This is a genomic window from Mesorhizobium sp. B2-4-2, from assembly GCF_006442845.1.
Taxonomy (GTDB): domain Bacteria; phylum Pseudomonadota; class Alphaproteobacteria; order Rhizobiales; family Rhizobiaceae; genus Mesorhizobium.
Window position 1 is genome coordinate 630538 of sequence record NZ_VFVM01000001.1, and the last position, 12493, is coordinate 643030.

Annotated in this window: 12 protein-coding genes and 1 tRNA gene; 6 read left to right on the plus strand and 7 right to left on the minus strand. The window is 61.1% G+C overall.

What is annotated here, in order from left to right; translation table 11 throughout:
* Nucleotides 1-100: 100 nt before the first annotated feature.
* The 3 genes from FJ942_RS03000 to FJ942_RS03010 form a co-directional block, all read right to left on the minus strand.
* Nucleotides 101-1249, minus strand: coding sequence for a porin (locus FJ942_RS03000; RefSeq protein WP_140520696.1), 1149 nt, complete (start codon nt 1247-1249; stop codon nt 101-103).
* A 14-nt stretch (nt 1250-1263) separates the two neighbouring features.
* The gene (locus tag FJ942_RS03005) at nt 1264-1614 is read right to left on the minus strand and encodes a GIY-YIG nuclease family protein (RefSeq protein ID WP_348640071.1); all 351 of its coding nucleotides are present in this window, start codon (nt 1612-1614) and stop codon (nt 1264-1266) included.
* A 96-nt stretch (nt 1615-1710) separates the two neighbouring features.
* Nucleotides 1711-1801, minus strand: a tRNA-Ser gene (locus FJ942_RS03010).
* A gap of 470 nt (nt 1802-2271) precedes the next feature.
* Between FJ942_RS03010 and FJ942_RS03015 the strand changes: the two genes are divergently transcribed.
* Both FJ942_RS03015 and FJ942_RS03020 read left to right on the plus strand, forming a co-directional pair.
* Nucleotides 2272-3414 carry a porin gene (locus FJ942_RS03015; protein ID WP_140494624.1) on the plus strand — a complete coding sequence of 381 codons (1143 nt, stop codon included), beginning with the start codon at nt 2272-2274 and terminating at the stop codon, nt 3412-3414.
* 241 nt (nt 3415-3655) lie between these two features.
* A complete protein-coding gene (locus FJ942_RS03020) occupies nt 3656-4723 on the plus strand; it encodes a site-specific integrase (RefSeq protein WP_226880370.1) in 1068 nt (355 codons plus the stop codon).
* Nucleotides 4724-4857: 134 nt separating this feature from the next.
* On the opposite strand, the gene FJ942_RS03025 is transcribed toward FJ942_RS03020, so the two are convergent.
* Both FJ942_RS03025 and FJ942_RS03030 read right to left on the minus strand, forming a co-directional pair.
* Nucleotides 4858-5754, minus strand: a complete 897-nt coding sequence (locus FJ942_RS03025) for an alpha/beta hydrolase (protein ID WP_140897191.1) — start codon at nt 5752-5754, stop codon at nt 4858-4860.
* A 183-nt stretch (nt 5755-5937) separates the two neighbouring features.
* Nucleotides 5938-7983 (minus strand): lytic transglycosylase domain-containing protein, encoded by a 2046-nt coding sequence (locus FJ942_RS03030; RefSeq protein ID WP_140897192.1) that lies wholly within the window; start codon nt 7981-7983, stop codon nt 5938-5940.
* A 303-nt stretch (nt 7984-8286) separates the two neighbouring features.
* Here FJ942_RS03030 and dapA point away from each other — a divergent pair, with 303 nt between their 5' ends.
* The 3 genes from dapA to FJ942_RS03045 all read left to right on the plus strand — a co-directional run bounded on the left by dapA (nt 8287) and on the right by FJ942_RS03045 (nt 10467).
* Nucleotides 8287-9168: a 4-hydroxy-tetrahydrodipicolinate synthase gene (gene dapA / locus FJ942_RS03035; protein ID WP_140494617.1), complete on the plus strand. Its 882-nt coding sequence runs from the start codon at nt 8287-8289 to the stop codon at nt 9166-9168.
* Between the two features lie 25 nt (nt 9169-9193).
* Entirely contained in the window at nt 9194-9673 is a 480-nt protein-coding gene (smpB, locus tag FJ942_RS03040; RefSeq protein WP_140494616.1) for an SsrA-binding protein SmpB, read from the plus strand.
* Nucleotides 9674-9756: 83 nt separating this feature from the next.
* Complete coding sequence (locus FJ942_RS03045) at nt 9757-10467, plus strand: GH25 family lysozyme (protein ID WP_140897193.1); 711 nt, start codon at nt 9757-9759, stop codon at nt 10465-10467.
* Nucleotides 10468-10481: 14 nt separating this feature from the next.
* Here the strand turns inward: FJ942_RS03045 and FJ942_RS03050 are convergent, their stop codons facing one another.
* Together FJ942_RS03050 and FJ942_RS03055 are read right to left on the minus strand one after the other, a co-directional pair.
* Complete coding sequence (locus tag FJ942_RS03050) at nt 10482-11144, minus strand: uracil-DNA glycosylase (RefSeq protein WP_224519207.1); 663 nt, start codon at nt 11142-11144, stop codon at nt 10482-10484.
* 11 nt (nt 11145-11155) lie between these two features.
* Nucleotides 11156-11737 carry an NYN domain-containing protein gene (locus FJ942_RS03055; RefSeq protein ID WP_140494612.1) on the minus strand — a complete coding sequence of 194 codons (582 nt, stop codon included), beginning with the start codon at nt 11735-11737 and terminating at the stop codon, nt 11156-11158.
* Between the two features lie 332 nt (nt 11738-12069).
* Here FJ942_RS03055 and rpoZ point away from each other — a divergent pair, with 332 nt between their 5' ends.
* A complete protein-coding gene (rpoZ, locus tag FJ942_RS03060; protein ID WP_140494610.1) occupies nt 12070-12471 on the plus strand; it encodes a DNA-directed RNA polymerase subunit omega in 402 nt (133 codons plus the stop codon).
* The last annotated feature ends 22 nt before the right edge of the window (nt 12472-12493 follow it).

Consider the following 12493-nt stretch of genomic DNA (forward strand, 5'->3'; position numbering starts at 1 on the left):
TTTAGCGAGGCGCAATGAACAATCGTTTGCCGCTCGATCATAACCCCAATGAAAAACCCGGCGGTTGCCCGCCGGGTTTCGATATTCGAAGCGATAGCTGTTAGAACGAGCGCTGGAAGCGGAGCATGCCGCCGACGCTGTTCTTCTTATCGGCAGGTGTAAACGACGGGTTGACGAAGCCAGCATCGTCAAACCGGCCGGCATGGAGGTAGTCGACTTCGGCCGTGACGGTGAAGCCGGGAACGACGTCATAAGCAACGTTCGCCGCAACGCCGACGTTCTTCCAGTCGTCAGCAGACACCTGAAGGTTGAACGAGGTCTTCTCGTTGAACTTGTAGGTGCCGCCGCCCCAGACTGCCCAGTTGCCGCCCCACGCCTTGTAGAAGCCGCGGCCATGGGCTTCGACAAAATTGCCGGCGTCGTCGTTGAGGTTGTCATCGGTGCCGTAGCCGCCCATGATGAACAGCGACAGTGCGTCGCTGACATTGACGTCCAAGCGAACCTTGCCGGCAACTTCCTCGTAATTGCTGTCATAAGCGACAACGCCGGTGATGGCGCCCCAGCCCTGCGTGTACTTCACGCCGCCGACGACATGCGGAACATAGCTGTCGATCGTGTCGGTACCGGTGCCTTCTTCGAGCGAGACCACGGCCGAGAAGCCGTTGCCGGCATCGAAGTAGTACTGGACGACGTTGGTGTCGAAGTCACCATAAGGAACCAGCGTATCCTGGATGACGTTGCCGGCGTAGCCGACGAACGTATCGAAGGCCGATTCGTCCTTACCGACGCGCAGGCCACCGAGCTGGATCCAGGCGAAGTTCAGCGAGACGTCCCGGTTGTGGGCGGCGTTGATCGGCTCGTCGAAGGCATTGTCGTCGCCGAAGTTGAAGCGGGTCTCGGTGTAGGTCTTCAACGTGCCGAGTTCGGTTTCCTGGCCGGTCCAGGTCTTCAGCGTGAAGCGCGTGTTCTTGTAGTAGGTGTTGTGGTCGTCACCGTCCTGGTGATCCGCAGCCTTCGCACCATCGAACGAGCCGGTGTCGCCCACGCCGATGTCGTAACGGACATAGCCGCCGACGCGCAGGCAGGTCTCGGTGCCGGGGATGTAGAAGTAGCCAGCGCCGTAGACGTCGCAAATCTTGACGTATTCAGCGGGCTCCGGCTCGGCGACGACGACGGCGTCGGCGGCGCGCGCACCGGAAACTGCGATCAGGGCCGCAGCGGAGCCGAGAAGAAGGCTCTTGATGTTCATTTTCTGACCTCCAGTCAGAATCGAACGAAACAACCGTTTTGGTGGTGCGTGTTTTTGCAGCAAACAATTGGTATTGCTGCGTTTTTCCGGGAATCCCTGGGTTTTTTCACAAGGAAGGGGCATTCACCACAGACGTTTGCTGGCGAAGGCGTGCCCGGAACCGGATTTGAGATAACGCTCAATGAAGTCGCCTTGGCTTGATTCGAGAACGCCACATAGGTGACGATCTGCCATGGCAGGAACTTGGATGTATGACTGGATTTTCCGTCATTGTGCTCGGCAAGCCGTCGCTTCAGGTCGGACGTGATGCCGACATAACGCTCACCGTCGGCAGTCTTACTTTCCAGCAGGTATACATACCACACGACCGGCCCTCCTTCGCCGAGGCTTCGGAGGGCATCCTGCTTCGCGCTGAGGTCTGGTCTGGGCTTGTCCTGCGAAGCTCGAAGAGCGAAGCAGGATGGCGGAGAGGATGGGATTCGAACCCACGAGAAGCTTTTGACCTCTACTCCCTTAGCAGGGGAGCGCCTTCGACCACTCGGCCACCTCTCCGTTGCGCCGCTGGATAAAGAAAAGCGCCGGCACAATCAACAAGCCCCAGCCAATATCTCGGAAAAAGAAGCCATTATACGGAAAAATAAGAACGCACCGGCCTGCGGCTTTCCGCGATGCGGCGGTTCTGCGGCGATTCCCTGGCTGGTGGCTCAAGGCCTCGCCATGATTCCGTCAGCCGATCGCCGGATTCGCCCGTAAACAAGGGGCTGGGGCGGGCCGAAGGTTAATGAGAGCTTTCTGAGTGAGGCCAAATCGTGTCATTTGTGCAACAACGATGGGGGATAGCAGCCGCACAGCCCTTTCGCCGGTACGATCGTGGTTGAACCCCGTCTGCTCATGGGTAATGTCGATTTCGAAGGAGCGGCGCGGTGCGCATCTTTTTCGGTAGTGGGGATGGGGCAGGGAACGCTGTCCTTCAGCAAAGAATACCCAGACCCGTTTTTTAACTTTTGACTGGAGGTCAGAAAATGAACATCAAGAGCCTTCTTCTCGGCTCCGCTGCGGCCCTGATCGCAGTTTCCGGTGCGCGCGCCGCCGACGCCGTCGTCGTCGCCGAGCCGGAGCCCGCTGAATACGTCAAGATTTGCGACGTCTACGGCGCTGGCTACTTCTACATCCCCGGCACCGAGACCTGCCTGCGCATCGGCGGCTACATCCGTTATGACATCGGCGGCGGCGACGTCGGCACGTTCAACGGTTCGAAGACTGCGGACCACCAGGACGGCTCGGTAAATGATGCCTGGCACAAAAATGCCCGCTTCACGCTGAAGACCTGGACCGGCCAGGAAACCGAGCTCGGCACGTTGAAGACCTACACCGAGACCCGCTTCAACTTCGGCAACGACAACGCAATCGAGCCGTTCAACACCGCCCATAACAAGGACGTCTCGCTGAACTTCGCCTGGATCCAGCTCGGTGGTCTCCGCGTTGGTAAGGACGAATCGGCCTTCGATACGTTCGTCGGCTACGCCGGCAACGTGATCCAGGATACGCTGGTTCCTTATGGTGACTTCGACACCAACGTCGTTCAGTACTACTTCGACGCTGGCAACGGCTTCTCGGCCGTGGTCTCGCTCGAAGAAGGCGCGGGCGTTGTCGGCACGATCGACAGCTACGTTCCGCATGTCGTCGGCGGTCTGAAGTGGACGCAGGGCTGGGGCGCCATCAGCGGTGTCGTCGCTTATGACAGCAACTACGAAGAAGTTGCCGGCAAGGTTCGCTTGGACGTGAACGTCAACGACGCACTGTCGCTGTGGGTCATGGGCGGTTACGGCACCGATGACAACCTCAACGACGACGCCGGCAATTTTGTCGACGCCCATGGTCGCGGTTTCTACAAGCAGTGGGGCGGCAACTGGGCTGTCTGGGGCGGCGGTACCTACAAGTTCAACGAGAAGACCTCGTTCAACGCGCAGGTGTCGTATGACGATTGGAAGAACCTGGGCATCGCGGCGAACATCGCCTACGACGTCGTCCCGGGCTTCACGGTCACTGCCGAAGTCGACTACCTCAATGCAGGCAGGTTCGACGACGCCGACTTCTCGAACTGGACCGGCGCCGACAAGAAGAGCAGCATCGGCGGTATCCTCCGCTTCCAGCGCTCGTTCTAAGGGCTGGTTCCATACAGGTGAAATCCAGCCCGGGCGCATCAACGCCCGGGCTGTTTTTGTTTCGTGACTGGATCAAGGCAAACAGAAGGAACAGGGGGTAACGGTAGCTGAATAGAGTCCGTGGGATGGTTTCGTGGGATCCGCTGATGGCGGATGAAATCACAACTGCGTGATTCAAATCTCTTGAAAGGACGCTCCCAAGCGGATAGGGCTGAATCTATCCCACTCGGGGGTGTGGCAAATGATGACGACCGAAGCGATTCAAGAGGGCGAGCCCTCCGATCATTTTTCGATGTTTTCTTCTCAGAATTCAAAGTTTAACTACACCTACAATAAAATACGAGAAGTAAAGTCGCATAGGGTTGGAGATCTTTTTTCGGCATATCGAGACATATTGTGGGATGATGGGCGGCATAAATACAATGTCAGCTCGTTCATCGGCGAGATAGACGAGATTCTGCTCGGGGAGCGTTTCAGCGCCTTTGATCAGAGTACCCTGGACAACCTTATCGGCACCTTGCGCCAGCGCGGCAACAGCAACGCAACCATCAATCGAAAGATGGCTGCCCTCAGCAAACTGCTGCGCAAGGCCTACAAGATGGGAGATATCCACAGCCTGCCCGAGTTCCGCCGCCAGAAGGAGCGGTCGGGACGGATTCGTTTCCTTGAAAGGGACGAAGAGGCCAGGCTGTTCGCCGCCATCAGGAGCCGCAGCGAGGATGCTTATCGGCTTTCCGTCTTCCTGGTCGACACTGGCTGCCGCCTTGGCGAGGCGCTCGGGCTGATCTGGAACGACATCCAGGAGCATCGCGTCTCCTTCTGGATCACCAAGTCCGGCCGCAGCCGCACCATTCCGATGACCGAGCGTGTCAAGGAAGTGATCAAGCTGCCTCCCGGCGAAGGCCGTCGGCCGAAAGGCCCGTTCACCACATTCAGCCAGGCTCAATACCGTGCCATCTGGAACGATGCGAAGGCCGAAGTCGGTCTGGCCGCCGACGATCAGGTGGTGCCGCACATTCTGCGCCATACCTGCGCCTCGCGTCTTGTCCAGGGTGGCATCGACATCAGGCGCGTGCAGATGTGGCTCGGCCATCAGACCCTGTCGATGACGATGCGCTATGCGCATCTGGCCACCAATGACCTCGACGGCTGCGTCACCGTGCTGGAAGTACCCCGGTCTGGCGGCGTCGACAGCATGAAGGCAGCGCCCGAACCGTCGCCTCGTGCTGCGGCGCGCGGTGCGTCAGACGAACCGCCTGCCGTGAAGACCCCGGCTAAGGCAATGAAGAAGGCCTCAAAGTCCCGATAAGTTCACGCTTTGAAGACGCTGTGGACAACCAATTCCGTGGATCTCCCGATCTGCGGGTTATTCGAGGCATGCTATTCCGGCTTCGGAACCTACCTTGGTCGCCCTGCTGTCGTTTGCCTCGCCGGCAACGGTTTTTAAAGGCGAGTCGGCAGCCGCTCGGCTCTGTCGAGGAAAGCGGCGATGTCGCCCGGCAAGGTTCCGGTTTCGAGAAAAGGGGCGTGACCCTGGCCTTCGACGGTGATCGTCTGCATTGCCGGATGGCGCTCCCGCATCTGCCGCTGTGTGCCCACCGACAGCAAACTCGAATTGGCGCCGCGTATGGCGAGCATGGGAAGGGCCGACAGGGCGTCGAATTGCGGCCACAGCGCCGGCAGCGGCTGCGTCAGGTCGAGATTTGCAACCGTGTCGACCAGCTTCGGGTCGAAATCCGGCAGCAGGCCCTGATCCGTTTCGCGGTAGAGCGCCAGCACCATGCGCTCCCAGTCCGCATCGGCGAGCGCTGAAAAATCCCGGCCGTGAACGCGGCGCTGGGCTGCCACTGCTTCGGCGAAGGTCTTCGGCTTCGGTTTGCGTTCGAGATACGACTGGATATGGGCAAGGCCGGCCGGCTCGATCACCGGTCCGATATCGTTCAGCACGATCGCTTTCAATATGGCCGGCCGCAGCGCACCCAGGACATGAATGATCAGGCCGCCGCGCGAGGTGCCGATGAAGGCGGCTTCCTCGATTCCCAAGGCCGCGAGTCCGGCAAGAATGTCGCCGGCTTCGACGCTGACGTTATAGCGGCTGACATCGGGATCATAATCGGACTGCCCGCGGCCGCGATAGTCAAAGGCGACGACCTTGCGCGGGCTCCCGGCTTTGCTGACCAAATAGAGCGCGAGTTCATGGAAGTCGCGTGCATTGCGGGTGAGGCCGGGCAGGCAGACGACTGGCCAATGTCCCGAAATTGCTTCGCCATAGATCCGGGCATGGAGCTTCAGCCCATCCGGCGCGGTGTAGAAGAAATCGGAGAAACCTTCGCTCGCCATTGGAATGCTGTCCCTTGCTCTCGCCGGATCGTCCGTCTGCTACAGGCGGGGGAAGGGATGGTCAAATGGGGCAGTTACTTCTCCTCTTGCGGGGCCGAAAGTGGCGAGGCTCGCCACTCAGCAGGGCGGGCGGATCCCCGCACAGCGGGGGGCAACTCCTCTCGCAAGGAGGAACGAAAGCCGTCAACCCCGCCCGTTCACAAGATCTCCCACAATGTCGTACTTGCCGGAAATACGCATCTTGTAGACCTCGTAGTTCTCCATCACGCGCTGCACGTAACTTCTTGTTTCCGTGTAAGGAATCCGTTCGATCCAGTCAACGACGGCGTCGATGTCCTTGCCGCGCGGATCGCCGTATTTCGCCACCCATTGGGCAGCGCGGCTGGGGCCGGCATTGTAGCCGGCGAAGGTCAGCACATAGGAGCCGTTGAAGCGGTCGAGTTGCTGGCCGAGGAAGGCCGAGCCCAGCGTCGCATTGTAGCCGGCGTCGGTGGTCAGGCGTGCCTGCGAGAATTGCAGCCCGGCCTTCTTCGCCAGTTGCTTGGCGGTTGCCGGCATCAGCTGCAGCAGCCCGCGCGCGCCGGCGCTCGATATGGCGCCGATGTTGAATTCGCTTTCCTGGCGGGCGATGGCATAGGCCAGCGCCTTGCCCGAACCGGAAATATCGGCGCTATCGGGGATGACCCCCAAAGGATGCGACAGCGCGCCGACATCGATGCCACGCGCGCCGGCGATCTTGCCGATCTTGAGCGACATGAAGTGGTTGCCCTGCTTTTCCGCCAGCACGGCCAGGAGCGCCAGTTCGCCCGGGCTGGTCAACTGTCCTGCAAGGTCACGATAGAGCGTTTCGGCATAACGGTCGTAGCCCGCCTCCTGCAGCCGCTTGATGGCGGCGACGGCTTCGCGACCGGCAAAACTCTGGCGGTCGGCGGCACTCGGTGTGGGATAGACGATGTTCAGCGCCGGGCGACCAATGCGCTCGGCGGCGAGCTGGCCGTAGAATGTCGTGCCATAGGCCGCCGCGCGCGCAAAATAGTCCTTTGCGTTACCTGGACCACCAACTTCGGCGGCGCGGCCGAGCCAGTAATAGGCGCGCGACAATGTCATCGGCCCCTGCGCAAGGTCGGCGATGCGCGCGAAATGTGTTGCGGCAAGCCTGGGATCGTTCAGACCGCGCAGCGCGTACCAGCCGGCATGGAATTCGGCTTCGGCGGCGTTCGCTGTGCTTTCGGCCGCATGCATGGCGACGATCCTGTAGGCGGCTTTCATGTCACCCTTGTCGACCAGCTCGCGCGACAGTACCCGGCGCTCCACCCACCAGGCATCCGGGTCGACCAGCGCTTCGCGATCCGTCGGCGCCTTCATCACGATGGCGGCGGCGTCGGCAATATTGTCTTGCTTGCGAAGATATTCGGCTTGCGCGAAGAAATAGCCGGCAGAACGCTGTGAAGCCGGCACCGCCTTGAGCAGCTTGGGGGTGTTCTTGTCGCCCTTGTCGGCCGCCGCCCAGGCGGTGGCCAGTTGCTCCGCTTGCGCCGGGCCGGCGACGCGCTGCGCCGCGCCGACCCGGTCGGCGTAGAACATGCGCTCCATGCGGAATCGGTGATCGGCGGCCGGGATCAGCCCGCCGAACTCCTTGATCAGCGCTGTCTCGTCCTTGGCCTCCAGGATCGCGGTGCGCCAGAACGGCACCAGCACCGAACGCGCCGCCTCTGCCTTGCCCAGGGCCACATAGGCGCGGGCAAGAAGCATCACGCCTTCGAATGTCTGCGGCTGGCTGCCGTCGAACGCTTGCACAACGATGTCGGGGGCGGGGTTCTCGCGATAGAGTGCGCGTTCGCTGTTCTTGCGCAGCGCGGTTGTCCCCGGCCAGTTGGGCAACATCTTCGCTGCGGCCGCAATGTCGCCGCTCGGCATCTTGTCGCCGCCATACAGCGCGATTGCCCAGGCAAGGATGTGCTGGTCGAGCGAACCGGCGGAAAGGGCATCGCGCGCGGCGCGGGCACGGGGAATGTCGCCCGCCGCCAGTGCGTCCAGACCGCTCTTCAACTGCACGATGCTGGCAGAGGGGGCCGTATCGCGTGGACCCGCATCTTGCGAGCTTTGCATGCCGGGCATCGGAATGGCCGATGTCAACTGCACGTCGACGCTGCCGCCGATCGCCATCTCGGGCATCAGCGCGACGACCGCGCCCAGGAGCGCGAAAAGATGAGGCCGCCTAGTCGGCATCGTTCAGCCTTTACACATCACCAGCAGGCGCGGAAGCTTCGCGACCTGGACCAGACCGTAAACTTAGGTCATGAAGGGCCAGTTAACAAAAGGTTATCGAGGCCGTTCGAATTGCGTTTGCTGGCAGCATGGCAATGCTTGCCGCGCAACCATGTCGAGACTATGGTGCGCCGCCTCGCTTTCGGTTAGAAGGCGCGACATTAAGACCAGAGACGAAAACACCCATGCCTATCGCCCAAAAGTGGCTACCGGTTTTGGGATAACGATATGCGTGAACAAGAAGTCCCAAGGAGTTGGACGAACATGCTGAGAGGCTCGCTGACCGCGCTCGTGACACCGTTCGAAAAGAGCGGGCGTTTCGACGAGAAAGCCTTTCGCGCCTTTGTCGACTGGCAACTTGCGGAGGGCACGACAGGCCTTGTTCCCGTTGGCACCACCGGCGAGTCGCCGACGCTGTCGCATGACGAGCATCGTCAGGTGGTCAAGGTCTGCATCGAGGCGGCCAGGGGCCGCGCTCCGGTCGTCGCCGGCGCTGGCTCCAACAACACCGCGGAAGCGATCGGCCTGGTCCAATATGCCGAACAGGCAGGCGCCGATGCTGCACTTGTCGTCACTCCCTACTACAACAAGCCGACGCAGCGCGGGCTCTATGAGCACTTCGCCGCCGTCGCCAGGGCAACCAAGCTGCCGATCATCATCTACAACATCCCGCCGCGGTCGGTCATCGACATGATGCCGGAGACGATGGGCCGGCTGGCGCACGACTTCAAGAATATCGTTGGCGTCAAGGACGCGACCGGCAAGGTCGAACGGGTTTCCGAGCAGCGTATGACCTGCGGCAAGGATTTCATCCAGCTTTCCGGCGAAGATGCATCCGCGCTCGGCTTCAACGCGCATGGCGGTGTCGGCTGTATCTCGGTGACGGCCAACGTCGCGCCGCGGCTTTGTGCTGAATTCCAGGAGGCGACGCTGTCCGGCGACAGCGCCAAGGCGCTGGAATTGCAGGATCGCTTGCTGCCGCTGCACAAGGCGATCTTTATCGAACCTGGCGTATCCGGCGCCAAATATGCGCTTTCGAAGCTCGGCAAGGTCGAGAACGTGCTGCGTTCGCCGCTGGTCACGGTCGAACAGTCGACGGCCGAAAAGATCGACGCGGCGATGAAGCACGCCGGCTTGATAAATTAGGGATGAGGCGCCACCTCTCGGCATTATGAATCAAGTCAGAAAAGCCGATCCCAACAACAAGACCGTTGCGGAAAACCGCAAGGCGCGGTTTTCCTATGAGGTGCTCGACACGATCGAGGCCGGCCTGGTGCTGACCGGCACCGAGGTCAAGTCGCTGCGCCAGGGCCAGGCCAACATCCAGGACAGCTATGCCTCGGTCGAGGGCGGCGAGATTTGGCTGATCAACTCCTATCTACCGGAATATCTGCAGGCCAACCGCTTCAACCACGAGCCGCGCCGGCGCCGCAAACTGCTGCTCAACAAGCGCGAGATGGCCAGGCTGTCGCAGAGCGTCGACCGCGAAGGCATGACCCTGGTGCCGCTGAAGATCTATTTCAACGACCAGGGCCGGGCCAAGCTGCTGCTCGCCGTAGGTCGCGGCAAGAAGCTGCATGACAAGCGCGAGACGGAAAAGCAGCGCGACTGGTCGCGTGAGAAGGGCAGGCTCTTGAAGGAGCGCGGGTGACAGCCATCAGGCGGCAGCCAAGCGGATAAGTGTTTGGCTTTCAGGGTTCTAGCCAAGGAGCCAGAATACCGGAGTGGACAGTCTTGAAGAACCGGATCATCCTCTGGGGATCGGTCAGCCTGGTTTTTGCAATCCTCATGATCGCTGGCGGCTTCTTCTATTTCCATGCGTTTTCTCCGGATCGCGGCAAATATCCTGTCAGGGGCATCGACGTTTCGCATCATCAGGGCCGGATCGACTGGCGACGCGTTGCCGCCGCCGATGTCGCCTTTGCGGTCATCAAGGCGACCGAGGGCGGCGATCATGTCGACGATGCCTTTGCCATCAATCTGCGCGAGGCTCGTGCTGCCGGGCTCGCTGTCGGCGCCTATCACTTTTTCACCTTCTGCCGGCCGGGCGCCGACCAGGCGAAGAATTTCATCGCCGTGGTGCCGCACGACCAGCCTTTGCTGCCGCCGGTTGTCGACATCGAGTTCGGCGGCAATTGCCCGCAGCGTCCTTCGCCCGAACAACTCGACACCGAACTCCAGGCCTTCCTCGGTCCCGTTGAAGCCGCCTTTGGCAAGAAAGCCATCATCTATCTGACCGACGATGCAGCAACGGCCTATGCAGGACAGATCGCCGCCCGTCCGCTCTGGCTTCGCTCACTGCTGCTCGAGCCGGGTCGCGACGATTGGGTCTACTGGCAGTACCACAACAGGGGCCGCGTCGAGGGCATCGTCGGTGACGTCGACCTGAACGTCCTGCAAGGCGGTCAGGAGACGCTGGCCGCGTTGTTCGCGCCGGCGTTGTAAGGCAATTCCAGACCCTACGAATCCAGGAACGCCGCAATTTCCCTGAAAACGCTGACGAACATCGCTTCGGTCAGCACGCCGGTGTTGGTGTTGTAGCGCGAGCAGTGATAGCTGGAAAACAGCGTAATGCCATCGGCCTCCTGCCGCCCGCCATGCTTGAAGGGATAGGCGGCGACGCGCTGGCCCAGTGCCCGCACGGTCGACTGGTGCGCGATCGAACCAAGTGTCAGCACGGCCCGCAAATTGGGAAACCGTGCGATCGTCGGCACAAGGAAAGTCCGGCAGGTGGCGATCTCGGCGCCCACAGGCTTGTTCTCGGGAGGCACGCAGCGGACGGCGTTGGTGATTGCCGTTCCAACGAGCTCCAACCCATCGTCAGGCCGTGCCTTGAACTCGCCGCGCGCCAAGCCGTGCGCGATCAACGTGCCGTAGAGCAGGTCGCCGGCATAGTCGCCCGTGAAAGGCCGGCCCGTGCGGTTCGCTCCGCGCAGGCCGGGCGCAAGCCCGACGATCAGCAGCCGGACCGAATCGTCGCCTTCGGGCGGCAGGAAGGTCGGAACCGGCGCGTTGAACCACGATGGCTCGCGTTGCCGCCACTCGGCAATGAAACCGTGCAGCCGCGGACAGAGCGGGCAATCGCGATCGGGTTCCGGGGAGGCGGCCAGATGTGCGGCCAACGCAGCCGCCCTCAGTACTCGTCCTCTTCCGTCTCGGCCGGTTCGGGTCGGCGCACCGGCCTTTCGGAGGGATCGCGGCCCACCTCGTTCTTCAACGTCATCAGGTCGATGAAATGGTCGGCCTGGCGACGCAGATCGTCGGAGATCATCGGCGGCTGCGAGGCCATGGTCGAGACGATCGACACCTTGCGCCCGCGCCGCTGCAGCGCCTCGACCAGCGTGCGGAAATCGCCGTCCCCGGAGAAGATGACATAGTGGTCGACGACATCGGCCAGTTCCAGCGCATCGACGGTCAATTCGATGTCCATGTTGCCCTTGATCTTGCGGCGGCCGGTCGAATCGGTGAATTCCTTGGCCGGCTTGGTGACGACCTTGAAGCCGTTATAGTCGAGCCAGTCGATCAGCGGCCGGATCGAGGAATATTCCTGATCCTCGACCAGGGCGGTGTAATAGTAGGCGCGCAGCAGGTAACCGCGTTTCTGGAAGCTCGACAGGAGCTTGCGATAATCGATGTCGAAACCGAGCGCGCGCGACGTGGCGTAGAGATTGGCGCCGTCGATGAACAGGGCGATCTTTTCACGGGGGTCGAACATGGAAAAATTCCTTTTCGAAATAAGCGGCCGTCAAAACGAAATGCGACTATCAGTAGGGTTCGCAATAAACCGGCTGACCTTACGCTTTTCGAAATAACGCCAGGTTTGTGGCAATCCAAGGGTTCGTTGCCGCACTGCAAGCAATTGTGATCGCCGGCTTGGTACCGGCGCACCGGAGCTCGACCGAAACCGGCTTCGGGGGAAATCCGACAAAGCAATGACAGATCGTCCGTTCTCCGGCCCCGGCATTCCATAATGCTTGTATTTCGGCGGCGTTCGGGTTATTGACCGCGCCTGTTTTCCATTAAATCCAGGCATGAAAGGGGCAATCCATGGCCCGCGTAACCGTTGAAGATTGCATCGACAAGGTCGACAACCGCTTCGAGCTGGTGCTTCTGGCCGGCCACCGTGCTCGTCAGATCAGCCAGGGCGCGCAGATCACCGTCCCGCGCGACAATGACAAGAACCCGGTCATCGCACTGCGCGAGATCGCCGACGAGACGTTGTCGCCCGACGACCTCAAGGAAGACCTGATTCATTCGCTGCAGAAGCATGTCGAAGTCGACGAGCCCGAAGCCGATGGCGAGGCAATCGCTGATCAGACCGGCGCAGCCGTCACGGCCGCCGATACCGATGATGCCGAGGACAACATCGCCTTCGATCGCATGACCGAGGAAGACCTGCTGGCCGGCATCGAAGGCCTGGTGCCGCCGGAAAAGAGCGACGACTACTAAGATTGCTTTGCGGAGGCGCCTG

Excerpts from the sequence above, each read along its gene's own strand:
- FJ942_RS03020 (WP_226880370.1), top strand. The coding sequence starts at position 3,656 with ATGATGACGACCGAAGCGATTCAAGAGGGCGAGCCCTCCGATCATTTT.
- FJ942_RS03000 (WP_140520696.1), bottom strand. The coding sequence starts at position 1,249 with ATGAACATCAAGAGCCTTCTTCTCGGCTCCGCTGCGGCCCTGATCGCA.
- FJ942_RS03025 (WP_140897191.1), bottom strand. The coding sequence starts at position 5,754 with ATGGCGAGCGAAGGTTTCTCCGATTTCTTCTACACCGCGCCGGATGGG.
- FJ942_RS03030 (WP_140897192.1), bottom strand. The coding sequence starts at position 7,983 with ATGCCGACTAGGCGGCCTCATCTTTTCGCGCTCCTGGGCGCGGTCGTC.
- rpoZ (WP_140494610.1), top strand. The coding sequence starts at position 12,070 with ATGGCCCGCGTAACCGTTGAAGATTGCATCGACAAGGTCGACAACCGC.
- FJ942_RS03055 (WP_140494612.1), bottom strand. The coding sequence starts at position 11,737 with ATGTTCGACCCCCGTGAAAAGATCGCCCTGTTCATCGACGGCGCCAAT.
- FJ942_RS03015 (WP_140494624.1), top strand. The coding sequence starts at position 2,272 with ATGAACATCAAGAGCCTTCTTCTCGGCTCCGCTGCGGCCCTGATCGCA.
- dapA (WP_140494617.1), top strand. The coding sequence starts at position 8,287 with ATGCTGAGAGGCTCGCTGACCGCGCTCGTGACACCGTTCGAAAAGAGC.
- smpB (WP_140494616.1), top strand. The coding sequence starts at position 9,194 with ATGAATCAAGTCAGAAAAGCCGATCCCAACAACAAGACCGTTGCGGAA.